Raw genomic sequence first — 24,955 nt, forward strand, 5'->3', positions numbered from 1 at the left:
TTAATTAATAGTTGTTATCTTTGTATTGGTTATGCGGCCATGGAAAGCAACTGGTGGAAATCAAACAAAAGTGTTCACTGTTTCAGGCGGAAATAGATAAACAGCTTGCTGAGCTAAAAGCACAGAACCTCATTTTGCAGCGAGATAATCAGCGACTCAGGCAGCAACATAGCTTGTTAGAGCAGAAGCTCAATGCTGCACTTGATGGTACAGGCCTGTGTGTTTGGGAGCAGCATATCCCCAGTGGAAACCTGACTATGTACAATATGGAGTGGGGCTCACTTTTGGGCTACACCATAGATGAGCTTGCTGCGCACATAGATAGCTGGAAAGGCAATCTTCATCCTGAGGATCGCGATTGGGTTATTGCTAATTTTGACGATCATATTAGTGGTAAAACTGATTCTTACGATGTTACCCATAGAATGCTGCATAAAGACGGCTCAGTCAGTTGGGTATCGGATAGAGGCCGAGTCATAGAGTTTGATGACAGTGGTAAACCATTAAGAATTATGGGTACTCATGTCGATATCACCAAAGAGAAGCGTTACGAACTAGAGCTAGACAAGTTGGCACATAGAGATCCCTTAACTGATTTACTTAATCGCAAGGCATTACTAAAAGTTTTTGAGCGTCAACGAAATCGACTTGGCAGTGGCGCGCTCATGTTTATCGATTTAGATGATTTTAAATCTCATAACGACCGTTATGGGCATAAGTTTGGCGATAGTTTGTTGATGCAAATCGCCAGCACACTGCAAGACATCATTGTAGAGTCGAACAATGTTGCTCGTTTAGGGGGCGATGAGTTTGTGATTTTATTTGAGTCGTTGTCGCAGGTTGAACTAGCAAGTATTGCCGACCGAGTGTTAACGGCTTTTGCGACTATCAGCCATGTCGAGGGACGAACAGTTAATATTGGTATGAGTATTGGGATCTGCGTATTTACAGACCAAAGTTTTACTCAAGTCTATGAGCAAGCAGACCAAGCTATGTATAAGGTTAAACGCCAAGGCAAAAATGCCTATCACTTCTATTCAGATCCTCTTGTATAGCAAAGTTTTTAATTAGCTCTCCAGCAAAAAGCGGTGTCACTAATTACCTGCATTCACTTCAAGCAAAATCTTAGTTTAGGCTAAAATGTTGTTGGGTTTAATTCTTGGCTTAACTTAATAAAGCTGTCGGCAGCAGGCGTTAGCGGTAAGTTCTTACGCCAAATTAATGCAAGATCCCATGTGAGCGCTGGTGCTAGTGGGCGATAAGTCAAATTTGGCGAATTAATTTTATTACAAATAGGTTCAGGCAATATGGCGAGCCCCATTTGAGCGTCTACCATAGTAGCAATAAAGTCCCATTGGCCACTTTGGGCTGTAATGTTTAATTCAATATTAGCTTTATGGGTTAGTCTGCGGATCAGCTTAGCGAGAGAAAAGTCATCGTTGTAAAGTATAAACGGGTACTGAGCGAGATCAGCCCAAGAGATGTTGCTGTTTAGTGCGAGTTTATGCGCTTTAGGCAAGCAGGCTAATAGTGGGTAACCTTGTAAGTTATGACTACAAAAGTCTTGCGTATGAGTGGTTGGTAGCGCGGTAAAGGTCAAATCAAGGGTATCGTTAAGTAGAGCTTGTTCAGCGGCATACCCACCAAGTTCAACAATAGTTACATCGATTTTAGGAAAGCGTCGACGATACTCTGACAGTAGTTCAATTATCATTTCGCCCATCATGGGGCAGACGCCTAAACGTAACTGCCCAGTTTGAAGGCCATTTAAATTATCCATCTCCTCTTGGAGCCGATGCCATTGCCCTACAATTTGCTTTGCACTAATCGCCAGCAATTGACCCGCTTCAGTGGCGAGCACTTTTTGATTATTGCGAATAAGTAAAGGCTGCTCAAGATGCTCTTCAAGCCGCTGGATAATTTTAGTTAAAGTGGGCTGAGTTAAATGCAGTTTTTCTGCCGCGCGGGTGTAGTTGCCAACCTCAACTAAAGTAAGGAAACAATATAAGTTTTTGATTTGAATATTCATGCCAAAAGTGAATCCATTTGATGCTAACTATTCATTTTACTAATAGTTAAGTGGCGGTTATTTTAGCATCAATTGCACAGTTTTGTTGGTTTTTAGTGCAGTAAACCCGATGCACTAGAGGAAAAGAAATGAAGTCATATCAAGGTCTATTCGCTCAAGCACTATATCTTGCTGCGAAACCATTAGATAAAGAGCAGAAGCAAAAACTAGCTGCTAAATCAATAAATAGCCAGAAGTCAGAAAAAAAGCGTCACTTTTTTTCTTTCTAAGGCGAAAAATGGCTGCTGGGCTGGGTTAATTCCAGCCCTGAAGCCAAACTTTGTGTTCTGTTAGCTCGCGCCAATCAATTATCGATTGTTTGCGAGTGAGAACTGCTTCTATCAAACACAAGCTTACCTCACCATCCTCATCAAATTTCACCTTAATGACTAAAAAGTGTTTCTGCTTATTTTTAGGTTGAACCGCGGTCCATTTACTATTCAACAGCTTTTTTGGATTTATTCTATTCATATTGATTATTACGAATAACAATTGATGAAGGATCAATCAATAGATAATTAGTTATCTAAAACTAGAGGGTAGTTATCTTGAAATTGAATATGTATCAATAATTAGTTTTGTATAAATACCCTTTCTTATTTGTTGTTAATAATAGCCAGCCTCAGTTTATAGCGTCAGTATTTTGTCTTTAGTTTTGTTTAATTGAAAAAAACGTTCTGTTAATCAGTAGTCTTTGGTTTTTTATTTAGAAGTTAATTTGTATGCTCGAGAATATAAAATCATTGTTAATGTTGACCGTGATTCTATATTATTAACTGTTTTTTTTGTTTTTCCTTTATCTCTTTTGGTTAAAGGGGTGTTCGTGTTGGTTTATTGTATTGAATTGAATTAATCGTTAAGTGTTTACCTCTGCATTTCAACCTTTCTATTTGTGTGACTTAGAACACTTTTTGTAATTGTTTTTATCAATCGAGTTTTAAATGTCTGTTGTTGGCATGTTTTTGGCAGGATTCTTAATTATTGGTTGGTTTAGCTTTAAACTAGTGTCAGTTTTTATATCATCTTAGGCATAGGTTTGATTTATACTGCGCTAATGCATTTTTTAATTAATGAAAGAGTTAATGAAGTGAGTCTTTTTACTAAATCATTAAAAATTAATTATAGCGATTTTTACTCACTTGTTGTCAGTACCGTGGTTTCGATTTGGTTATGTGCCTTTACTGCATCTAGCTATGCAGCTGAAACTAAAGACACTGAAGCGGTTGAGTTAGTGGCACTGACTGCTGAGTTGTTACATGTAAAACAAGAGCTTGAAGCTTGGAATAAGTTAAAGCCTGCGATAGAGCGATTGGTCGAGAATGAAGCTGATCTTGCTTTATTGATATCCGAGCTGAGTAAAGCTGTCGAGATTCAGCAGCAACCGGTTAAGTTTGTCGTACCTAAAGAACCGCTAGCTAATAAAGGTTTTATTGAAGGATTTATTTCTACTGAAACTATGAGTAAAAAAAATACAATTAAACCTAAAGTCGTTAATAAAGTAGAAAGTGTTAAGAAAAGTAATTTGGTGACCGAAAGAAAAAATGCTCCTAATGCTTATGGCGTTCACCTGTCTTCCTACTCTAAAAGTAATAACCTAAAGGCAGGTTGGCTTAGCTATAAAAAAAAGTTTCATGATTTATTGGTTGATGGTCACCCAATGAAGATCGATTTTGTTAGTAAAGGTAAGAGTTTCTCTCGGTTGGTCTATGGGCCATATTTGAGTAAAAAATCGGCATTATCAATATGCCACCTATTAAAAGTCGAAGGGCAGTACTGTGCCGTAGTTGAATATAAGGGTGAAAGGATATAGAAGGATTTGCTGAAGTATTATTAAAAAATAACTTTGTTTTAAATTTAATTAAAGTTAAGTTTTATAATGCCGATTAGTTATCTAGCTTTATCTTTTCTATTTTTAGCCTGAGTTTAACTTGGTTTGTTGTCACCTTTGGTTTTTATTTAGTCAAAGTGTGTCTTGGCGTTATTTATTAAATACAATAATGTGTAAAATGGAGTTTTAAATGAAAAATATTTCTATGGTGGCAAAAGCTGTTGGCTTAGCATTCGTTATGGTTGCATCTGCGCCAGTTATGGCTGCTGAAACAGAGAATGCTACAGCTTCTGTTACTGTTAAAAATGCTTTTGAAATGGTTGTGGCTAAGCCATTGAACTTTGGTGAGATCACCGCAGTAGTGGATCTAACAGATACTGATGGCGTAAGTGCTAGCATTACAATGTCGCCAAATCCAACTGAGCAGGCAACAGTGGTTAATGGTGCTGGAAATGCGGCAACTATTAGATCACTAGTACCGGGTGAACCTGGTGAAGTTACCGTAGCTGGTGTTGCACCATATTCAGAGTTAAGCGTGACTTTACCGACAACTCCAACCAATGTTGTAGCAGCTTCAGCACCTCCAGGATCTCCTAAGTTTGTATTAAGTACTATTACGGCATTTATTACATCAGGTGATAATGACGGCACGCTTTATGCGGACGGTAATAAGTTGACTGCAGACGGTCAAGGTAATGCAAGTTTTAACTTTGGTGGCACGTTAACGACAGATGTGTACGTTGCTGAAACCAATGTTATTGATAGACAGTATCAAGATGGTGAGTTTACCGGCACTTTTCCAATTACTGTTAGCTACTAAGTAAAAATAGACTCAGGTGGCGAAACATATGTTTTGCCACCTTAGATAAAAGGCTAGCTGTGAAATCTATTTTATTTTTATTTTTAGTTTTAGCTACGGTCATTTTTGACGTAAGTGCCGATGTGTATTTTGAACAACCGCTATCGTTTGGCACCATAGTGATACGTGATAACAGTATTCAAAGTAGTGTGACTGTGCCTACCTATGGTCATAGCACTTCTTCTGGGCAGTTGCTAATCATTAAACCCGGGCAAGCAGCTGAAATGGTCATTACTGATTACCCACCTTATGTCGATCTTTCAATTACTCCAATGTTGCCTGTTATAACGACTGTTGCATCAGGAGATACTGAACAATTCACCTTAAGTGAGATCTATATTGAGCCGAATATTCGTACAGATAGTGCTGGTATGGCTATGACTCAAATGGGTGGCAAGCTGATGACTTCAGGTAATGGTAAGCATTATTTAAATACTTCGTACCAAGCCGTTTTTTATTTAGATATTAGTTATTAGTTCAATCAACAACTACAGAGTAATTCTGTAATTTTACAGAGCCTAGGCCCGATCACTAGAGCGAATTGTATTCCATTTGTTTTGAGTATTTTCTATGTTTAAGCGCTTATCAAAAGCTACATTTTTTGTGTCAATATGCTTATTTTCATTTATCAATTCAGCTCAAGCTAGCTTATTGGTGTCTCCTATTCGGGTTGCTTTTGAAGGACGCGAAAGAGCCCATGAGATTGTACTTATAAACAGCAGCTCTGAAGTCAAAACATACCGTCTTGCGTGGCAAGAAAAGTCAGCTTTACCAAGTGGTGGATACAAAGACTTAACTGCAGAAGAAGCGGTTGGTTATCCATCAGCTAGCAAAATGCTGCGTTTTAGTCCGAGGCAGGTGACTTTGAAACCTAATGAGCGTCAGATTGTTAGGTTGGGTCTAAGGCGCCCTAAAGATCTTGCAGATGGAGAGTATCGCTCGCATTTAAAGTTAGAAGCGTTACCGCCTAAACGTGCTAAAAAGCCAGATGGTGAAATGTCGATTAATTTGGACGTTTTGTTAAGTTACAGCCTGCCAGTAATCGTTAGGCAAGGAAAAGCTAACCCTAAAGTTGAGATTTCGTCAAAGGAGCTCCGCTTTGATCAGCAGAGTGGCAAAACTCTGCTAAATGTTAATTTAACTCGTACTGGTGAATATTCTACTGCCGGGAATTTAGTTGCGTATTGGTTAGGGGAGCAAGGAGCTGAGCAAGTTGTTGCGCGCTTAAATAACGTCAATATATATCCAGAGGTTAGTCAAGCTGTTAAGTCTATGGCTTGGATTGCAAAGGGTTTCACCCCGTCTAATGGTCAGCTGCGTATTGTTTATGAAGGGCAGCAAGAATTTAACGGGCAAGTTTTTGCAGAGAAAGAGTTTGCTGTAACCGCAGAAGCATTCACTAACAACTAGCTATTTTGGTGGTGGATGTTGACCGGAGTTGGTGAATACTTTGCTGTTATTCGAATTTAAGGGAAAGTAGTGCGCTATCGCCTAAGTTACGCATTACTTTTATCTCTGCTTCTCAGCTATGCAGGCTCCGCAAGTGCGCAGCCTGCTTTTATTGCTTTTATATCGTCTCAACAGACCTTACCTGTAATTATTCAATCAGAGCAAAACGTTCAGCTTGCCAGTTTAAATAATGCCGACGTTGCGCGCACTTTAGCGAGGCTGAAGCAAAGTTACAGCTTGTCACTGCAGGAGCTACAATCCCAAGCTGCAGTTTTAGCATCTACAACTGATGACGCTAGTGTAAACATAGAACTCTCCGGCGAGCAGTTGGGTATTCCCGAAGGGGAGGAGTTACTGCTATCTCTTTATGTCGATAATCATTATTTGTCAGATGTGTTTGCTATCAAAAGTAAGCAAAATGCGCAATTTAGTTTAATTGGGCTATTTGAGTTAATTGATTTTCCAATTGAAGGCGACTTTGACAATCGCATGGTTAAAGGCTGGTATTTAGATGAGACTCGTCAATTTTTAATGCGCCTACCTGAAGCGGGAGAGGAAGTCGTTAATGTCTCGGTTAACCAGCAGGATTTCGAATTAGAACCTAGTCATTACACCCTTATGGCTGATGATATTTATATTGCCGGCGATGAGATTGAACAGTGGTTTGGTATCACTTTTGACTATAGTTTTTCAGATTTAAAGGTAGAAATTAGCAGCTCCTCGCCGTTACCTGTACAACAAAGGTTAGCGCGAAAAAACCGTCAACTAAATCAAACTGTAAGTCGCAATAGAGAGGCTGTGTTGCCTTGGAAAGAATCTAATTATCAAGCGATATCCTCTCCTTTAGTCGATGTGCAGGTTAACGCTGCAGTGACAGAACACAACAATTATCAAAGTTACTCGATAATTGGCGGTCATGATTTCGCATTCTTAAGTAGTGAGTTCTATGCCAGCGGTAATAGTAATGATGCATTGACGGACTTACGTTTAACCTTATCAAAAGAATCGGCAGCGGGGGACTTACTAGGCCCATTAAAGGCGACAGAATTTAGACTAGGTGATATTACTCCTGTGAGCGTCGGAGTTGATGGCACGCTCGGTCAAAGTCGCGGTGCTTCAATAACTAATGATAAAACAGGTGTATCGGCCAACAATAGAACCATCAATCTCAGTGGTGATATTCAACCTGGCTGGGATATAGAGCTATATCAAAACGGTTTACTGATCAGGCAGGCGCTTAGTTTGCAAAATGGTCGCTATGAGTTTAACGACATCGAATTGCTGTATGGAGATAACCAATTTGAGATGATTGCTTATGGCCCGCAAGGACAGGTTAAAACCGAAACTAAACAAGTTTATGTTGATAGTAATAAGCTCAAAGCTAACGAGAGCAGCTATAGTGTTTCGCTTGCTGAAATTGGTAAAGGTTTATCGGGTATCTCTAGTACACCTGATGATAATGAAACGGGTTGGGTGCTAAGTTCGACCTATGAGCGCGGTTTAACTGATTGGGCATCGATTAATTTAGGCGTTCAAGAGCAGTTATCAGAGCTGGGCACTTCTGTCGATACTTATGCCATTGGTGGTAATTTTAATCTGTTTGAACGTTTTCTTATTGATGCTGATTATCAAATTAAAGGCCATCAAGACAGCACATTTGCTGTTTCAGGGCGAACCCAAATTGGTGACCAATCCTTAAGCTTGCGTTATCAGGTATCAGAAAAGACCTTAGAAAGTTTAAGTCAGCAACAACATACAGAATATAATTTTGACCACAGTGGATATATTTTTCAAGGCTCTCCCTATCGTTTAAATTATCGAAATCATTGGCGACAAACTCAAACGAGTAATGGCGCAAAGCACGACGAGTTTGGCAATTTGCTCGCTATAAGTACTGGTTGGGCAAACATTAATAACCAATTAACTTGGTATACGGGCCACTCTTCTAATGACGCAGCTTTAGATGACTCGCTTACAGGGCAATTACAGTTACAAAAGAGTTTTGGTTGGGCTTTTAGCAGGGTGAAACTAGATTATTTTATTCAGCCAGAAGCTGAAATTTCTCGCTTTTCTACCGAGCTATCCATTCCAATTAATACTCACCTACAGTCTGAACTTGAGCTTGATTACTACCCTATAACTGACCTGTTAAGTAGCAGTGCTAGCTTAAGCTGGCAGCATAATGCATTTAGTCTTAATTCTACTGTTTCTTATGATAATACTGGCGACTGGTCATTAGGTTTGTATGGCCGCTTTAGCTTTGGTTATGAGCCGCAAACAGAGCAAGTGTTTATGTCATCGCGTAGCTTATCTGGTGCGGGAGCCTTAATGGTGCGAGTGTTTGAGGATGACAACCTTAATGGACGGTTTGATGCTGGTGAGGCTGTAATTGAAGGTGCAAGAGTCAAAGGTGTGCAACAGTACCGCTATGGCACGAGTAATCAAGATGGCGTGGCGATGTTAACCTCAATGTCTAGCCAGAAGAAAACTGATATTGTGCTTGACCAAAAAAGCTTAGGCGATCCTTTCTTAATTCCGTCTATTCCTGGGGTTTCAATCACGCCAAGACGAGGTCATATACAGACTTTAGATTTCCCTGTCGTTAACGCCGCAGAAGTTGAAGGTACCGTGTATGTGCGTGAAGCCGATGGTAGCGAGTCTATTGCGCCTTATGTCACTGTAAACTTGGTTAATATTGCAGGTGATATTGTTGCAACCACGGAAACAGAGTTTGATGGATATTATCTGTTTACTGATTTGATCCCGGGCGATTACCAGTTATCTATCGATGCAAACTACCTTGAACGTAAGAAGTTACGTGGTGAGTCACAAATGGCGATTACCTTGCAAAATAATGGCGATGTAATGAATGGTGCTGACTTTACGTTTGCAGAAATCATGATGACCAAAGGCTATGTAATGAACCTAGGTAAATTTAACTCACTGGCAATGCTCAAAACCTATTGGCAGTTAGTTAAGCACAATTATGATGATGCCATGAGCCAACAAGTATTTTATATCGAAGATAAAAAAACTAAGCGTTATGCGCTGAACGTGGCATTTTTAGCGCGTAAGCAGCAAGCTGAAGCCGGTTGTGCGCAAATTGCGAAGCAAGGTCTTAAGTGTAATGTTGAATCGTTTGAGTTCGAATTTGAATCATAACAAGCTTACGCTTTTGCCATTTTAATCGTATTACTTTTCAGAGACAGTCTTGTGGAAATGAGTTTTAAAATGAATGTACTGAACTATCGAGCTTGCCGTAAAGCAGCGACTTTGCTTATTGCCATTATGAGCTTAACGGGCTGTGCTAATCAGGCAGATATAGCGCTTCAAAAGCAGCGAGTTGCAGAGCAAAAGCAACTAGAAGAAAAAATAGAACAATTAGAGCAAGAGCTAGCTGAGTGGCGCCAAATGAAGGCTGGTCTATCCCGTTTGATTGTTATTGAAGGTGACCTGAAATTATTGGTTGAGCAACTCACCATGTTGGCGGCAGGAAACCAAGCACCAGCTAGACCCGATCCAATAATGTCTAAAGCGACTAAACAAATGCCAACGTCCGTTTCGTCAGATTCAATAGCAGTAGCAAGTTCAACGATGGAGGTTAAACACCAAATTTCGAGCCAAGTCAGTGACAATAAAGTTGACGAAGTACAGGTTGAGCAAATGGTTGCAGCTGAGAGCTCGAAAACAGAGGTTAATGTGCCACAAGCTTTAGCTATTAGAAGTTACGCATCAGCATATCCGGGCGGGCCTGAGCAACCTATCGAGTCTAATCCAAAGGTTTTGAACTATGCGAATAAGATGCAAGCAGAAGCTAAAGCAGCAGGGAAGAAAAGTGGTTTTGCATTGCAGTTATCATCAGTGGATAAATTCTCTCGTATCGAGCCTACTTGGTTTGAGTTAAATAGTCGTTTTGGCACTCAGTTAGCTCGTTATGTGCCGAGGTATGAGCGTGTTTTAGTTAACGGAAAAACATATTACCGAATTAAAGTTGGCGAGTTTACCCAGCGTCAACAAGCATTGTCAGCTTGTACTAGCATGAAGCAAAGCGGTTTGGATTGTATTATTGCAACCAGCACAGGTATTAACCTTTATAGTAGCTAGTCCACGCAATTGTTGTTGATATGATGGGTTAGTGAGTCTTAATATTGGATTTTAAAAAGTGGGAAAATTAATTGTCCACTTAGGTTTCTAGTTTGCGTAATCCCTATGGTTAGTCATGCAATGCTAAAGCAACGCCAAAACCGATAAGCGCAACGCCACAGAGTTGGTTGAGTCTACGTTGCGCTTTCATTAATACGCTTTGTAGCGGCTTTGAAGTGAATAGTAGTGCTACCAGAAGGAACCAAAGCAAATGTAATAGCATGATATACACGCCATAAAGTAATGCCACTTCATTATTGCTATCTAAAGTCATTACTTGACTAAAAATACTCAAGAAAAACAACATGGTTTTTGGATTCAATACATTACATAAGAAGCCTTCTAGTAAGTAACCAGAATAATTCTCAGGTATCTCTGTATCCGCTTGGACGCTAAGGTTTTGAGGTTTAGCGAGCAAGCCAGTTATTCCCAAATAGATAAGGTATAGAGCGCCTGCATATCGGATAAGGTTAAATAGCCATTGGTTGTGTGAGACTAGGTAACCAATTCCCAGTAATGAATAACCAATATGCACACTAATTGCTAAGCTAATGCCTATTGCTGTATAGCATCCGGCTTTACGACTTCGATTTATACTATTTTTAAGCACTAATACAAAGTCGGCCCCAGGACTAATAACAATAATAACTCCTAAAATAGCTAGACTGAAAATTTCCACAACACCTCCTGAATTCGATAAGTAAGGCGGCATTGTAGGAGGCTTTATCGCTAGTTATAATCGAAACAACTTCACTATACCTGTGAGATATATTCACATATGAGACATTTGAAATCATTTTATACTTTTCATGTTGCAGCTTCCTCTCGCAGTTATAGTGAAGCAGCTAATAAACTGCATATTACGCATGGGGCGGTGAGCAAACAGATAAAGGTACTGGAAACCTATCTCGGCGTGCCACTTTTTTATAAGCAGGGAAGAAATGTTCATCTCACCCGAGAGGGATTGGAGTTGCTGCAAGTAACTCAGCAAACATTTGATACGTTAACTTCTGGGGTTAAACGTGTTCAGCAGTTAAATCAGCATTATCTTGAGGTGAGCTGTGAACCAACATTGACCATGCGTTGGTTGATGCCAAGATTATCAGCCTTTAATGAACAGTTCGGTATTGATGTTAGGCTTTCAACTGCTGGTGGACCTGTTACGCTTGGGGCTACTGGTTTGTCTATGGCGATTCGTCGCGATGATTTCATTATTCCTGAATATTATCTACAGCAGGCACTTGTTGAGGAGTGGGTTGGTCCGGTTATGTCGCCCGATTATTGGCAAGTCATAAGCAAAGATCTGTCCAGAATGAAGCTGCTACATAGTCAAACAAGACCCCAAGCATGGGAACGCTGGTTAGAAACTATAGCTGAACAGCCAAGTCATAAACTGGAGCAGCAGACGTTTGCGCATTTTTATTTTTGTTTTCAGGCTGCAGTTGATGGATTAGGCGCAGCACTAGGTTCGTACCCTTTAGTTATTGATGATTTAAGGAGAGGTAACCTAGTTGCCCCTTTTGGCTTTGTGCCATCAGGTCATAAATATGTGGCTATAACAGATGCCAATTCAGTGAATGTCGATCAGCAGACATTTTCAATATGGTTAACGCAGCAATTAGCGAGTTGTGTGCCTTTAGCTGAGGAGCTTGGGAAAGCAGATGTTCCCAAGCTTACAGAAGCAATTATCATTTAAGGGTTAATTAAGCAGTTCATGCTCTGGGGGTAGTTGGCGACTGATCCACAATACCAGTTTGTGCTTCATATTGGGGCCGTCTTCTTTGTCTTTTGAAAGAGCTTGAATAAGGTTGTCTTGTACTAATAAGCGGTAAATACATTCGACCTTGTCTTTGGGCGAAATCCCTTGGCCAAAATCGGCAAAGCCTCTTTTCTTGGCGTAGCCAACACCAATTTCCATCGCGAGTTTCAGTAGCTGTGCATCGTGCTTTCCTGGCTTCATAGTGACGCTTCTTATGTAGGTTGATGTTGTTCTAACGTTACCTGAATATCACATGATAGCAAGTGTGAGCATGCTAATTAAATCGTTAAAATTCTATTTAGATACAATCTACTATTTAACTTTCTGCTGTTTGTACTGGAGCGGTGACAATCCATACCAGCGTTTAAATGCGCGCGTAAAATTACTAGGATCTTTAAAGCCTAATCGAAATGAAACATCGATGACCGCCAGTTGGTCATTGGTTAAGTATTTTATTGCTAACTCTTTACGAACGTTTTCAACTAACTCGCTAAAACTGGTGCCTTCTTGGCGTAATTTACGTTGGAGATTACGACTGCTCATATGGAAAGATTGAGCAACCGTATCACGCAAAGGATTGCCTAGGCTCATGGCAATGGTAATAGCTTCAGTCACCTTCATGCTGAAGGCGTGCTGACTAATCGTTTGAAAGTAAGCCTGAATAGCTTCATCGTTGCTTAATGCGAGTTGTCTATTGGCTGACGGGAAAGGCTGTTGTAGATCGCTGTTGAAGTAATAAATTTTATTGCTGTTGGCGGCATATTTAATCGGACAATTAAATAGGTCGTTAAAAGGTTTTGAATCAAAAGGCTGTCGACGTTCAAGCTCTAATCGACAGGGGGTGACTTGCCCATGGCTGACCTGAAATGCCATTAAATAGCTAGTGGCCATAAACGCATCTATGGCTTCATCTGCATAGTGCCTTTCGGCAATTTTATTAAAACATAATGCCGACTCATGTTCGCCATGCTCTATATCCATCTCGAGTACATTACTGATAATGGCGTAATAGCGTTTTACTCTTGCCCAAGCATCGCTAAGGGATTCACTCACGAGTAAAGAAAAACTCAAAGCATTAAAGCTAGTTGGCTGGACAAAATTGGCGACTTTTAGCCCAATTGCTTCATCCCCTGTTAGCAACACAGCTTTGCGCCATAGCTGTGTCATTTGGCTCACAGGTAAGCGGGCATGGGGATCAATTAATACAGAGGGCTCAATGGCAAGTTCGTCCAGAATTTTTTGACTGTCAATACCCGCGGCATCAATGGTGCGGCACACTGCTAATGCCCAAGAGGCGATAGTTGTAGATTCTACTTTAGTTATACTCTTGTCCTTTAAAGTCATAAACCTGTCTCTCGCCGACCATTAATTCAAAGCATCTTAGTTTAGGTTACAAATAAAGCGGCTTAAGCTCAATATTTATCCAATATACAGTTAACCAGACATAATTGGATTTGTATCGGGCATTAAGAGAGAGGCATGCTGCCGAGTAAATTAATAAGGAATAATAATGAAAAGTTACTCATTTCTATCAACAAGGCGATTAGCCAAGAGGTTCGCTACTGTTTTAGGTTGCTTGTCTGTAGCATTAATTGCTGGCTGTGACAGTGACTCTGGAGCTCAAGAACTAGGTAAACAGATTGAGCCAAGCGCCTGTTTTTGGGTTGGTCCTTATAATATAGACCATCCTGCTCGTAATTTTGCTTACCCGGATACTGGCGCTAATTACTGGCATGCAGGATACATTTTACCAGAGGGAGCTAGCCTGACTTTGCACGGCGAGTACCCATACGCTCGTTATATTTCGCTTAATAGCTATCGCGCAGATACTTCACCAGCAACAGCGATAACAGACAATCAAATTTTGCCTGATGAGGGTTCTTATAACCCATTTTTACAGGGAGCTGAACGACAAAAGTTGCAACGAGAGTTCACTTTAACAATTGCTCAAGGAGAGCCTGATGGTGAGATCCCTGCAAATACTCTGTACGATTACGCCAGCCTTGGTAATAAGGCGGTGCTGATTTACAGAGTATACGTTGCTGATGATGGCCGCGATGGTCAAGGTGGAGTCGAGTTACCGGCGGTTGAGTTAACCTTATCAACAGGCGAGCAGCTCTATGGGCAACAAGCTTGTGACGCGCTGCAAGTCGACACTGATAATCTAGCAATTCCACTGGTGCCTAAAGAAACTTATGCCAAGATCCGCTCAAATCCAGCATTTGACCCCGCTAAAAGCCCTGCAGTTTGGCGTGCGGCATATAACGGCGCTTTTGGGTTGCAGTGTAATTTTTTAGGCCAATGCGGTGGGGAGCCAAAGCGTCAAGTGAATTATTACGCTAATGCTGATAACCAATACGTAAGTACTTTTTTAGACAATCGTTTAGGAGAGGTGGCAGTAACAAGAGGTAAGTTACCAAAGGTGCCGAATACATTAGCTGCAGATAGCATATTCGATGAAGTTGATTCGCAAATGCGGTATTGGTCAATTTGCCAGAACGAATACTACTCGCAAGTGGTTACCGCATGCCTATTTGATGAGCAGCTGATTACTGACGAAGAGGGCTATTACACTGTGGTCACGAGTCCCGGTGCGACTAAACCAAGTAACGCGAGCATTGAATGTGGATACAACTATTTACCTTGGACTGAACAAGGTGATGGCTTTGGCCGCGTGGTGGAAGGAGGATCGAATAAGTTTAATGAAGCCTTACTCATAGTGCGGAATATGTTACCAAAAGCCGACTTTGCAGAAGCGATCCAAAATACTCAGCGTCCGGGTGATGAATTCGCGATAATGGCAGAGTATTTACCAACAACTGAATATATGTCCCAAGCTGATTTTGAGGCTTTGGGTTGTAATACCAAATCTTTATAGTAATTGGTATAAGTTATAGTAATGCAAAAAACCACCTCAAATGAGGTGGTTTTTATGTTTTAAAACAAACAAGCTCCTATTGAGCTGAGAAGTCGTTCTCAACTAACTGCTGCTTGTTTTCAGCTTGCGGCGTGTGGCACTGAGTACAGTTGTAGTACTCGTTGTTTAACTTGCCATCAGCCAACATATGCGATGGATCCACTGCTGTCGCCTTCATGCGTTTGGCTTTAGCTGGACTATGACAACTGATGCAACCATTACGCTTAAGCGTGATTGGGTAGTCTGCTTTATGCGGGATCATCGGTGGTTGATGCACAAAAGTCCGCTCAATAGATTTACCACGCTTTGGATATAGCGGCGCAGGATCTGCTGCACGAATATCGGTGATTTCAGACTTACCCAATGAGCTGATGTTTACAGGCTCTGCTTGAGTATTCGCTTGCTGACCAGAGCAAGCACTAAGCGCCATTACTAGCGCAGCTAAGGTGAGTACTTTTTTCATTGGTTGTTCTCCGCCTTTAGGGCAATTCGATTTTGATTCTTTCGATTCTGAAACTGGAAAACGCGTTGGGCGCAAACGTCGATACAACGGCCGCATTGAGTGCAATCACTGTTGGTGATCATAGGCTGTTTACCTTTGAGTGCAGGCTTTAATACCTGTCTTTCAGGGCATACAACAAAACAATCCATGCAGTTGTCGCAGTCTTTTGCATTTACAGCAGATACCTTTACCGGGCTGACCTTGCCAAGCAGACCAAAGAGTGCACCTGTTGGGCACAAATGTCCGCACCATGCTCGCTCACTGATAAACAGATCCAGTAAGAAAATGGCGGCCAATATCCATAAACCACTGCCTGCGCCAAATAGTGCCGCGCGGTACAAAACAGGAACGGGGTTAACCCATTCCCATACTGTAATGCCGGTCAATACTGGCAATAGCAGTACGAGTGCAAGTAGGTAATAGCGTAAGTTTCTTGGCATCTCTGAGGTGCGAGGCAAATTCATCTTACGGCGTAACCAACTCGCTAAGTCTGTCACCATGTTCACGGGGCAGACCCAGCTGCAAAATACTCGACCGCCTAATATTGCATAAAACAGCGCAATAATAACGGCACCTAGTATTAGGCTTAACTCGGGTAAATGGCCTGTCATTAGTACTTGCAAGGTGGCAAGTGGATCTGACAAAGGCACAACGCCGAAAAGTTCGCTGGCAGAAAGGTTACCTTTAAGTAACCAAACGCCAGCCCACGTTGCGATAAAAGGGCTAAGGGCAAACATGGCAAAGACACTGGCCTGACTTATACGGCGTAAGAACAAGAACTTGTGGGCGCGCCACCAGCCTAGCTCTTTTACCGCCGCATCAGCAAAGCCATGTGTTGTCGGTTTTTGCTTTAGTGTCTGGCTCATAAAACAAGCCCCTTGTTTAGCATCTCAAGCGTGGTTTCTTCGGTGTTGATATAAGTATCGTGTGCGGCAGTTTTACCAACAGCAATATGAGTCGGTAGCACTTTGATAGCAGCTTGCTCAAGCACGCAAGCATGTTCACATTTACCACAGCCAGTGCAGCTGTCGCTGTTGACTGTAGGTAAGAACATAGCGTGGTGGCCACTGCGTTCATTGTGCTGCATTTCAAGGGTTATCGCATCGTCAATTAGCGGGCAAACCCGGTAACAAACATCACAACGCAACCCTTTAAAGTTAAGGCAATTTTTCTCGTCTATTAATACCGCAACACCCATCTTAGCGTCTTCGATATCCGTTAGCTCATGGTTAAGCGAACCCGATGGGCAAGCTTTAACACAAGGGATATCTTCACACATCTCACAAGGGATACTGCGCGCAGTAAAGTAGGGCGTCCCCGTTGGTACACCTTCAAACCAGCGTGCTAGTTTGAGGGTATCGTAAGGGCACGCATCTACACACAAACCGCAGCGTACACAGGCTGAGAGAAAATCGTTTTCACTTAATGCACCTGGCGGTCGAATCGCGAGCGGGTCTAACTTGCTTGATTGCTTAGCAACAGCTGTTAACCCCATTCCTAGTAAGCCCATTGCACAGCTAGCTTTTGCCGATGTGGCTAAAAACTGACGGCGATTGACGCCTTTGGCTGTGACCTTACTTTGATTGACCGTACTCATTTGCGTTAATGTTCTCCGCTTTTGCTCAAGCGATTAAAGTTAAGTTTGTTAATGAGAGCCTAAGCTTTCATTACTTTTACTGGACACTTCTTGAAGTCTGTCTCTTTTGACAGCGGATCAGTTGCATCAAGTATTAACTTGTTGACCAGCTGGCGCGCATCGAAGAATGGCATAAACGCCACGCCTCTTGGCGGCTTGTTACGGCCTTTAGTTTCAACACGGGTTTTCACTTCGCCGCGAGGTGAAGCAACGATGACTTCATCACCACGTTTTAGACCACGAGCTTTAGCATCTTCTGGGTGCATAAAGATCTGTGCATCTGGGTAAGCGCGATAAAGCTCAGGTACACGTGCAGTCATTGAACCTGTGTGCCAATGTTCAAGTACACGACCGGTAGATAACCAGATATCGTATTCTTCATTTGGCTCTTCAGCTGCAGGCTCAAATGGTAGGGCGAAAATAACCGCTTTACCGTCTGGCTTGCCGTAGAAGTCAAACTCTTCACCGTTCTTCACATACGGGTCGCCCTTTGAGAAGCGGCGTAGAGTTTCTTTACCATCAACCACAGGCCAGCGGAGACCGCGTGTTTCATGGTAAGCATCAAAGTTTGCTAAATCGTGAGCGTGGCCGCGACCAAACTGGGCGTACTCTTCGAATAGACCTTTTTGCACGTAGAAACCAAATGCTTCAGACTCGTCGTTGTACTCGCCTTTACATTCGCTTGCTGGGAACTTGTTGACCACGCCGTTGGCGTAAAGCACGTCAAATAGCGTTTTATCAGCCAGTTCAGGTTGCTTAGCAATTAGCTCTGCAGGCCATACTTCAGATACTTTAAAGCGCTTAGAGAACTCCATTAGCTGCCAAAGATCAGACTTAGCACCTTCTGGTGCTTTAACTTGCTGGTGCCACATATGAGTACGACGCTCTGCGTTACCATAAGCACCTTCTTTTTCTACCCACATTGCGGTTGGCAGAATCAAGTCGGCTGCCATTGCTGTAACCGTTGGGTATGGATCAGACACTACGATGAAGTTTTCTGGATTACGGAAACCTGGGTACATTTCATCGTTAATGTTTGGACCCGCTTGCATGTTGTTGGTACACATGGTCCAGTAACAGTTCAGCTTGCCATCTTTAAGCATACGGCTTTGCAGTACAGCGTGGAAACCTGGCTTAGGCGGAATAGTGCCTTCTGGTACTTGCCATAGTTTTTCAGTAATCGCGCGGTGCTTAGGATTATTTACTACCATGTCTGCTGGTAAACGGTGCGCAAACGTACCGACTTCACGTGCGGTACCACACGCTGAAGGCTGGCCTGTTAGCGAGAACGGGCTGTTACCTGGAGTGGCGATCTTACCGGTTAGCAAGTGGATGTTGTAAAGCATGTTGTTCGCCCACACACCACGGGTGTGCTGGTTAATACCCATGGTCCACAGGCTCATCATCTTCACGTTTGGATCTGCGTAAGCTTTAGCCATAAGCTCTAGCTTTTCAGGCTCAACGCCACTCATTTCAGCTGCATATTCTAGCGTGTAAGTGCTAACGAATTTCGCGTACTCATCGAAGCTGATTGGTGCGAACTTGCCGTTGCCTGGGTTTTTGGCTTTTTTCTCAAGCGGATGATCTGGACGCAGACCGTAACCGATATCGTCAGTACCTAATGCAAAAGTGGTGTGCTTGTTCACGAAGTCTTTGTTTACTGCATCGTTTTGAATGATGTAGTTGGCTATGTAGTTAAGGATCACCAAGTCAGACTGTGGACGGAACACCATCGCGTTGTCAGCTAAGTCGAAGCTACGGTTTTCGAAAGTCGATAACACGTGGACGCGGCTGGTTGGGCTGCTTAGGCGGCGATCTGATAGACGTGCCCATAGGATTGGGTGCATCTCTGCCATGTTAGCGCCCCAAAGCACGAATTGGTCTGCAGCTTCTAGGTCATCGTAACAACCCATTGGCTCATCGATACCAAAGGTACGCATAAAGCCAACAACCGCTGACGCCATACAGTGACGCGCATTTGGGTCGATGTTATTCGTTAAGAAACCGGCTTTGTGTAGTTTAGAGGCGGCATAACCTTCCCATACTGTCCACTGGCCAGAACCAAACATACCAACTGCAGTTGGGCCTTTGGTTTTAAGGGTGTTTTTCCACTTGTCAGCCATGATGTCGAAAGCGCTATCCCAGCTGATTGGGGTAAATTCACCTTCTTTATCGTATTGGCCGTCTTTCATGCGAAGTAGCGGCGTAGTTAGACGATCTTTACCGTACATGATTTTAGAAAGGAAGTAGCCTTTAATACAGTTAAGGCCTTTGTTCACAGGGCTTTCTGGATCACCTTTGGTGGCAACCACTTTGCCATTATCTGTGCCCACAAGCACACTACAACCTACGCCACAAAAACGACAAGGTGCTTTGTCCCACTTGATGCTATCTTTTTGCTCTGCTGCTTCAACTATCTTAACAGGCAGAGTCGCACCTACGGCTGTTGCAGCGGCAACGGCGGCGTTGGCTTTTAGAAACTCGCGACGGCTAATGCTCATGGTGTTCCTCACTCTTTTTCTCTACTGGATCGACTTGATGATAAATTAGACTGCTATTTAACACGCCTTCTAAGGCGTTAATCGCTTCAACGCTATCGAGGATGGCTCGTTGCGTCTCACCTTCTACGGTGACCACAAATTTACCTTCATCAGTAACGGCATGGATTTCGGTGCCATTAAGAGCAGAAATTCTGCTATTAATCTCGGCAACAGCATGTGGCGCGGCATGCACAACTAAGCTGGTAATGTGAAATTCTTGGCTCATCTGTTTACCTTTTATTGGCTGGTAAATAACTTAGATTGAAGTCGGTTAGCTGCTATCTACCAAGGTTAATATCGAGTCTAGACCTCATATAAATTGTGGGTATACCTCACAAGAGGTAATGAGAGTTTTTGTCGACCAAGATCAACTTTTTGGTGGTGATCTAGTTCTCAATTTTACTAATAAATATTAGGCGGCTGTTCGAAAATTGTCCATCTAAAATGTTAGCTTGCGCTACATTAAAAAACCAAGATATTCAAAAGCTTGGTTAATGAGAATGGTTCGTATTTGCTGGTGGTGAAAATGGCAAAAAAGGCAATGTTATTAACCTTAATTCACTCAGTTTTATGGCTAAATCGATGCTGTGGTGATCAGATTTAAGTATTGAAAATTGATAGGGTTGTTATGAGGCAAGCAGTGTAACTTGCCTCATAAGATATAGTCTGATTGTGGGTGGATATTTGACGGCGAGTATAGAGCTTGAAAAGTACTTGCTAGTATTTTTACCTAATTGGTTACCAATCGCTCCCGAGTCGAGCAAGTGATTAGTAGCCAGTTAGCTCCATATAACCCATACCGCTATGGCTGCCCGAAATCGTAATTGGCCCTTCCCAGTAGGGCACTGATAACGGCATGCTAGCATCAGCATTTAGCGCTTGGGTGGATATCTTTATCGACTCAGATTCAATGCTAATATCCCAAGCCACAGGATAACGGCCTGAGTCGGTTTGTTGCCAGTCGGTGGCTGTCATTGAGATCTGGTCGCTACTAATAAGTGTGCCGCTGCCATCTGGATACATGCGCTTAGCACTGTAAAAGTCTTGCTGTTTGCCGCTGTTATCCCTTAGTTGAAACAGCATTAATGCTGAGCCGTCATTCAGCCTCAGGGCAAACCAATCCCAGCCTTGTTGAGTCTTAGATAAAAACTGCGAGCTCCACTCTCTATCTAGCCAGGCATCGCCGCTAACTTTAATGGTTTTGCCATTACGTTCTATGCTGCCACTGACTTGAATAAAAGGCTGACTATAGTAGTAGCTCGCTACCGTGCCTGTGGCGTTTTTACGGCTATAGCCGTTATCGCCTTGCAGTTGAAAAGGTGCTTGACTGTCGAGTTGCAATTGGTAGCTAAAATCCGCTGTAGTGACATCAAGCGTTGCAGGAAACAGTTGCTGATTGTGACTGCGCCACTGCCAATCATCTTGTTGGATAATTAAAGGGTTGGCTTGTGTGCCAGAAAAGTTAGCGTTACCTCTAGACCATCTTTCAGCTGCTAAATGCTCATTTGTTGAGGTGAGAGCGGTATGCGACATATAAAGCTGCTCAGTCTGCCAGCTGTTTGGCTGAGCAACTGTCTTATTTTGGCTATGAGTGGCCGTTTGAATTCGTGGCTTAGCAGCCGACTGCTGCATGACAGTAGCTTCAGTTGTGCTTGGCGGCGCTAAGGCGATGCGAAATTGGGTCCACTGCATACCAAGTTGTTCGCCGGTTTCAGTGGTTAGGTTGGCGGTTAAGTACCACCATTCTTGGCGAAAACTATCATGGGCCTGATGATCTTCTGGAAAACTTAATGTTATTCCGGGCACTACGGGGCTGTAGCCGTCAGTGTCACCATCTAATAGTTGCCCCATGCCTGCTGTCGGCTTTTCGCTGTTATTAAAACAACCGCTAAGCAAGACACAGGGCAGCAAAGCGAGTAACGCGTAGTTAACGGGCTTCATAGTGCCTCCTGCTGCAAGCTGCTAATCAGTGGTTTTCTGGTTTGCCAAACTAACGGCGCTATAACTGCCACGGCGCTGGCTAAAACGGCTATCAACAATACTCTAAAGTAAGCTTGCCAATCCCAAACCATAGCTATGCTCCAGCCAAAGGCTTGCAAGGTCACTTTATTAATCAGCAAATAACCCAGCAAGGCTCCCGTTGGTAGTGCTAATAAGCAAGTAAATAGCACGATTAACAGCATTTGCCCTGACACTAAAGCGCGCAGTTGATTACGGCTTACGCCCAGTGCATAAAGGCGTGCCAAAGGTGCTTGCCGAGCCTGAGTCAGCATCAAGCAAGCGCTGAATAACCCGATAGCAGCAACCAGCAAGGTCAAACTATTTAGCACAAGTGTGATTGAAAAAGTGCGTTTGAAAATCTCCAATGCTCGCTGTTTTATCTTAGTTTGGTTATACATTTGCGCTTCGCTGAGCGACAGCTTTTGCTGCAGTAGGGTTTCCAGCTCAGTGATGTTATTGGCGTAGCTAGCGGCAATGCTGGTGGGCAATTCTGATAAGCCCAGTTGTTGCCAGGTTGGTTGGCTTACAATTACTTGGCCGAGGGGATTACCATAATCATAAAAAATAGCGCTTATCATTAACGGCTCAATGTTTGCCTGTTCAAATTCCGGCAAGTTGATTTTGTCACCCACATTGAGTTGGTATTTAATGGCGAGCGGTTCACTGATCATCACACTTTTAGCGTCGAAGAATGATTGCCAGTGATTGTTACTGCTGACTTTTATTTGATTACTATTACGCAAAGAGTGGGCATCGCGCGTCAGTAAACTCAGTGGTACTTGTTGATACTGACTGTTGTGGACCCATTGACCAAAGATGGCAGTGACTTTTGGCTGTGTGCTCAAAAATGCTTGGGTGGCGGCAATTTTGTCATTAGGTGGGCGAATATATAGGTCGGCATAAAGCCTGTCATGGAGCCAACTCTTCAAGGTTATTTCAAAACTGCCAACTAAAGTATTCATCGAGATATTGGCTGTTAGCGCAAGTAACATCGCCATCATGGCTAGTGATAAAGGTGCAATAAGTTCTTTGCTTTCAGCTACTGCATATTGCCACAGACCATTTTTAGTAAAACGCTCAACTAAGGTTAAGCCGCTTTGCAATGTAAAAGGCAATAGCAAGGGAATGGCAAATGTCACCACACCAAGCAGTGCCAAACTATGCTGGTAATCACGAGTTAGCGGGAACAGCAATCCTGCAACCCCAAGCAGACACAGTGCAATAATAAATAACTTTTTATGTTTTTGCTTGGCTTGGCTTTGTTGTTCAAAGCGACTGGCACTGCGCGCCAATGGTTGTTTTGCCAAGGTAGTAAATAGTGGGTAACAGGCGAGAAGCGCCGCCACGAAGGTCAGTCCAATGGCTTGATACAGCCAGCTCCATTGCCAAAGCCCCGGCAGTAGGCGAGCACCGTAAAGCTGCTCAAGCGTTAGGGCTATCATAGGTTGTAACCAGTGGCTGAGTTGCAGACCAAGCACAAAGCCAGCAAGCGAGCCGATAAGTACTAAACTAAATAGCTCGATGAGTAGGGCAAACAGCAGCGCCTGTTGTGGCACACCTTGTTGTTGCAGCTGAACCAGCAGTTTTTGCCGCTTAAGCAGGCTATAGCGTACACCGTTATACGCAATAAAAAGGCCGACAACAAAGGCGAGTAGGCTCATGGCGGTAAGGTTTAAATGAAAGCTGCGGGTGAGACTAGTGAGTCCTTCGCCATCATCTTGCACCGCAATATCAAAATATTGGCTGGTTTGATGATTAAAGACTTGATTGAGCTTTTGCGTTAGCTGTTCTGTTTGACCAAATAGCGCGATATAACTTAATTGCCCGGGACGATTAACCAGACGTTGGCCCAGTGATATATCCATCAAGATGGCATTGCCAAGCCCTAAGTTGTCGGGGAGTGTAATAATGTTGAGGTCGACGCCATTGAGTCGCATGCTTGCCGATGGAGCAACTTTATCAGCAAAGCTTTGACTCATTAAGATGTAAGGCGCACCAGTGAGTAACTTATCTAAAGGCAAATCGACAGAAAGTAAAGACGCACTTTGTTGCTCATTGGCTGGCGTGTATTTATCAGGCTGCTTTTGTTGTGCGGCATCTTGGGCTGTTTGAATTGAAAGGGCGGCGACTAAATCACTGGCTTGTATATCCCAGCGCTGGCCTTGTTCATCGGTAACAGTATCGTTAAGTACTGCTAATGCTTGAGTGACTCCGGCTTGTCTGAGTTTAAAGTAGATCTGCTCATCGACAGATTTTTGTGCAGCACTTGGCGCTAATAGTAGTTGCGCTCTTTGGCTCAATAACTCAGTGGCTTCTGAATAGCTGCGTACCGCATTTTCGTTAGTCGCTCTAACGCCTATCAGCAGCGTTACCGCTAGAATGATACCTAATAAAATTGCGCCAGCTTGTAATGGAGACTTGAGGTAGTGGCGAGCAAACACGCCTAGACCTAGGCGTATCGTCAGTCCTAGCGCTGCAGTAGAGCTATTCATGAATTAACCCTTGCTCTAAATGCCAGCGCCTTTGCATAAACGCTGCGCATTCATTGCTGTGGGTTACCATTAAAATGCTGGTTTGGGATTCTTGGGCTAGCTGTGTTAGCAGTGACATCACCTGCTGCCCGGCTTTTTCATCTAAGTTACCGGTTGGTTCGTCAGCTAATAACAGGCTTGGCTTGTGGGCGAGTGCACGAGCAATAGCTACGCGTTGCTGCTGACCGCCAGAAAGGGTTTCTACATTACGGTTTTTGACTTCATCAAGACCAAGCTGACTTAGTAAGTAGTCACACCATGGGCTCCAGTTTTGTTGATTTAAGCGCAGCGAAAAGGCAATATTGTCGCGTACATTAAGCGGTGTGAGTAAGTTAAATTGCTGAAAGACAACACCTAAGTGTTGGCGACGAAACTGGCTCCATTGTTTATCTTGCCAGTTAGAGGTATCGCTGCCATTTAGCAGCAATTGGCCTTGTTTGATAAATTCAAAGCCACCAATGATATTTAAAAGGGTGCTTTTACCACTGCCACTAGGGCCTGTAAGAGCAACGGTGTCAGCAGGATTAATGCTGAGATTAATCCCTGTGAGAACTTGATGGTATTTATCACCATCGTTAAAGCCTTTTGAAACCTGACGCAAACTAACAATAGCGTGACTCATGACTTCCCCTGTAAAACCTACTTCCTTGAGGCAAGGTTAATTTAGCATGTTTTTTGGTCTATACGTATTTGTATCTCAATAAGATCTCATATTCTTAATT

23 protein-coding genes are annotated in these 24,955 nt (G+C 42.9%); 10 read left to right on the forward strand and 13 right to left on the reverse strand.

Going from position 1 to position 24,955, the window contains the following annotated elements; translation table 11 throughout:
• Window positions 1-53: 53 nt before the first annotated feature.
• Window positions 54-1,055, forward strand: a complete 1,002-nt coding sequence (locus L2740_RS15595) for a diguanylate cyclase domain-containing protein (RefSeq protein ID WP_248951040.1) — start codon at window positions 54-56, stop codon at window positions 1,053-1,055.
• Between the two features lie 80 nt (window positions 1,056-1,135).
• On the opposite strand, the gene L2740_RS15600 is transcribed toward L2740_RS15595, so the two are convergent.
• Window positions 1,136-2,029 (reverse strand): LysR family transcriptional regulator, encoded by an 894-nt coding sequence (locus tag L2740_RS15600; protein WP_248951041.1) that lies wholly within the window; start codon window positions 2,027-2,029, stop codon window positions 1,136-1,138.
• A gap of 128 nt (window positions 2,030-2,157) precedes the next feature.
• Here L2740_RS15600 and L2740_RS15605 point away from each other — a divergent pair, with 128 nt between their 5' ends.
• Window positions 2,158-2,298, forward strand: coding sequence for a hypothetical protein (locus L2740_RS15605; protein WP_248951042.1), 141 nt, complete (start codon window positions 2,158-2,160; stop codon window positions 2,296-2,298).
• A 25-nt stretch (window positions 2,299-2,323) separates the two neighbouring features.
• On the opposite strand, the gene L2740_RS15610 is transcribed toward L2740_RS15605, so the two are convergent.
• Window positions 2,324-2,539, reverse strand: coding sequence for a TIGR02450 family Trp-rich protein (locus tag L2740_RS15610; protein ID WP_248951043.1), 216 nt, complete (start codon window positions 2,537-2,539; stop codon window positions 2,324-2,326).
• 565 nt (window positions 2,540-3,104) lie between these two features.
• On the opposite strand from L2740_RS15610, the gene L2740_RS15615 reads away from it, so the two are divergent.
• The 6 genes from L2740_RS15615 (at window position 3,105) to L2740_RS15640 (ending at window position 10,308) form a co-directional block, all read left to right on the forward strand.
• Window positions 3,105-3,878 carry an SPOR domain-containing protein gene (locus L2740_RS15615; protein WP_248951044.1) on the forward strand — a complete coding sequence of 258 codons (774 nt, stop codon included), beginning with the start codon at window positions 3,105-3,107 and terminating at the stop codon, window positions 3,876-3,878.
• Window positions 3,879-4,086: 208 nt separating this feature from the next.
• On the forward strand, window positions 4,087-4,716 hold the full coding sequence (locus L2740_RS15620; RefSeq protein WP_248951045.1) for a hypothetical protein: 630 nt from the start codon (window positions 4,087-4,089) through the stop codon (window positions 4,714-4,716).
• Window positions 4,717-4,775: 59 nt separating this feature from the next.
• Window positions 4,776-5,231: a DUF4402 domain-containing protein gene (locus L2740_RS15625; RefSeq protein ID WP_248951046.1), complete on the forward strand. Its 456-nt coding sequence runs from the start codon at window positions 4,776-4,778 to the stop codon at window positions 5,229-5,231.
• 127 nt (window positions 5,232-5,358) lie between these two features.
• The gene (locus tag L2740_RS15630; protein WP_248951047.1) at window positions 5,359-6,165 is read left to right on the forward strand and encodes a fimbrial biogenesis chaperone; all 807 of its coding nucleotides are present in this window, start codon (window positions 5,359-5,361) and stop codon (window positions 6,163-6,165) included.
• Window positions 6,166-6,234: 69 nt separating this feature from the next.
• Window positions 6,235-9,366, forward strand: a complete 3,132-nt coding sequence (locus tag L2740_RS15635) for an SdrD B-like domain-containing protein (protein ID WP_248951048.1) — start codon at window positions 6,235-6,237, stop codon at window positions 9,364-9,366.
• A 69-nt stretch (window positions 9,367-9,435) separates the two neighbouring features.
• The gene (locus tag L2740_RS15640) at window positions 9,436-10,308 is read left to right on the forward strand and encodes an SPOR domain-containing protein (protein ID WP_248951049.1); all 873 of its coding nucleotides are present in this window, start codon (window positions 9,436-9,438) and stop codon (window positions 10,306-10,308) included.
• A gap of 109 nt (window positions 10,309-10,417) precedes the next feature.
• On the opposite strand, the gene L2740_RS15645 is transcribed toward L2740_RS15640, so the two are convergent.
• Complete coding sequence (locus tag L2740_RS15645) at window positions 10,418-11,026, reverse strand: LysE family translocator (protein WP_248951050.1); 609 nt, start codon at window positions 11,024-11,026, stop codon at window positions 10,418-10,420.
• A gap of 99 nt (window positions 11,027-11,125) precedes the next feature.
• Here L2740_RS15645 and L2740_RS15650 point away from each other — a divergent pair, with 99 nt between their 5' ends.
• Window positions 11,126-12,043 carry a LysR family transcriptional regulator gene (locus tag L2740_RS15650; protein WP_248951051.1) on the forward strand — a complete coding sequence of 306 codons (918 nt, stop codon included), beginning with the start codon at window positions 11,126-11,128 and terminating at the stop codon, window positions 12,041-12,043.
• Window positions 12,044-12,046: 3 nt separating this feature from the next.
• On the opposite strand, the gene L2740_RS15655 is transcribed toward L2740_RS15650, so the two are convergent.
• Window positions 12,047-12,307: a DUF5062 family protein gene (locus L2740_RS15655; protein WP_202720769.1), complete on the reverse strand. Its 261-nt coding sequence runs from the start codon at window positions 12,305-12,307 to the stop codon at window positions 12,047-12,049.
• A gap of 111 nt (window positions 12,308-12,418) precedes the next feature.
• A complete protein-coding gene (locus L2740_RS15660) occupies window positions 12,419-13,450 on the reverse strand; it encodes an AraC family transcriptional regulator (RefSeq protein WP_248951052.1) in 1,032 nt (343 codons plus the stop codon).
• A gap of 166 nt (window positions 13,451-13,616) precedes the next feature.
• Here L2740_RS15660 and L2740_RS15665 point away from each other — a divergent pair, with 166 nt between their 5' ends.
• Window positions 13,617-14,984 carry a hypothetical protein gene (locus L2740_RS15665; RefSeq protein ID WP_248951053.1) on the forward strand — a complete coding sequence of 456 codons (1,368 nt, stop codon included), beginning with the start codon at window positions 13,617-13,619 and terminating at the stop codon, window positions 14,982-14,984.
• A gap of 76 nt (window positions 14,985-15,060) precedes the next feature.
• On the opposite strand, the gene L2740_RS15670 is transcribed toward L2740_RS15665, so the two are convergent.
• The 8 genes from L2740_RS15670 to L2740_RS15705 form a co-directional block, all read right to left on the reverse strand.
• On the reverse strand, window positions 15,061-15,486 hold the full coding sequence (locus L2740_RS15670) for a nitrate reductase cytochrome c-type subunit (RefSeq protein ID WP_248951054.1): 426 nt from the start codon (window positions 15,484-15,486) through the stop codon (window positions 15,061-15,063).
• Window positions 15,483-16,391, reverse strand: a complete 909-nt coding sequence (gene napH / locus L2740_RS15675; RefSeq protein WP_248951055.1) for a quinol dehydrogenase ferredoxin subunit NapH — start codon at window positions 16,389-16,391, stop codon at window positions 15,483-15,485. Before napH ends, L2740_RS15670 begins: the two co-directional genes overlap by 4 nt.
• Window positions 16,388-17,122 carry a ferredoxin-type protein NapG gene (napG, locus tag L2740_RS15680; protein WP_248951056.1) on the reverse strand — a complete coding sequence of 245 codons (735 nt, stop codon included), beginning with the start codon at window positions 17,120-17,122 and terminating at the stop codon, window positions 16,388-16,390. The genes napH and napG overlap by 4 nt, the downstream gene beginning before the upstream one ends.
• A 59-nt stretch (window positions 17,123-17,181) precedes the next feature.
• On the reverse strand, window positions 17,182-19,662 hold the full coding sequence (napA, locus tag L2740_RS15685; protein ID WP_248951057.1) for a nitrate reductase catalytic subunit NapA: 2,481 nt from the start codon (window positions 19,660-19,662) through the stop codon (window positions 17,182-17,184).
• Window positions 19,652-19,927: a chaperone NapD gene (locus L2740_RS15690; RefSeq protein WP_248951058.1), complete on the reverse strand. Its 276-nt coding sequence runs from the start codon at window positions 19,925-19,927 to the stop codon at window positions 19,652-19,654. Before L2740_RS15690 ends, napA begins: the two co-directional genes overlap by 11 nt.
• 542 nt (window positions 19,928-20,469) lie before the next feature.
• On the reverse strand, window positions 20,470-21,642 hold the full coding sequence (locus L2740_RS15695; protein ID WP_248951059.1) for a lipocalin-like domain-containing protein: 1,173 nt from the start codon (window positions 21,640-21,642) through the stop codon (window positions 20,470-20,472).
• Window positions 21,639-24,194: an ABC transporter permease gene (locus L2740_RS15700; protein WP_248951060.1), complete on the reverse strand. Its 2,556-nt coding sequence runs from the start codon at window positions 24,192-24,194 to the stop codon at window positions 21,639-21,641. The genes L2740_RS15695 and L2740_RS15700 overlap by 4 nt, the downstream gene beginning before the upstream one ends.
• The gene (locus tag L2740_RS15705) at window positions 24,187-24,855 is read right to left on the reverse strand and encodes an ABC transporter ATP-binding protein (RefSeq protein WP_248951061.1); all 669 of its coding nucleotides are present in this window, start codon (window positions 24,853-24,855) and stop codon (window positions 24,187-24,189) included. The genes L2740_RS15700 and L2740_RS15705 overlap by 8 nt, the downstream gene beginning before the upstream one ends.
• Window positions 24,856-24,955: the final 100 nt, after the last annotated feature.

Source organism: Shewanella pneumatophori (genome assembly GCF_023283895.1).
Taxonomy (GTDB): domain Bacteria; phylum Pseudomonadota; class Gammaproteobacteria; order Enterobacterales; family Shewanellaceae; genus Shewanella; species Shewanella pneumatophori.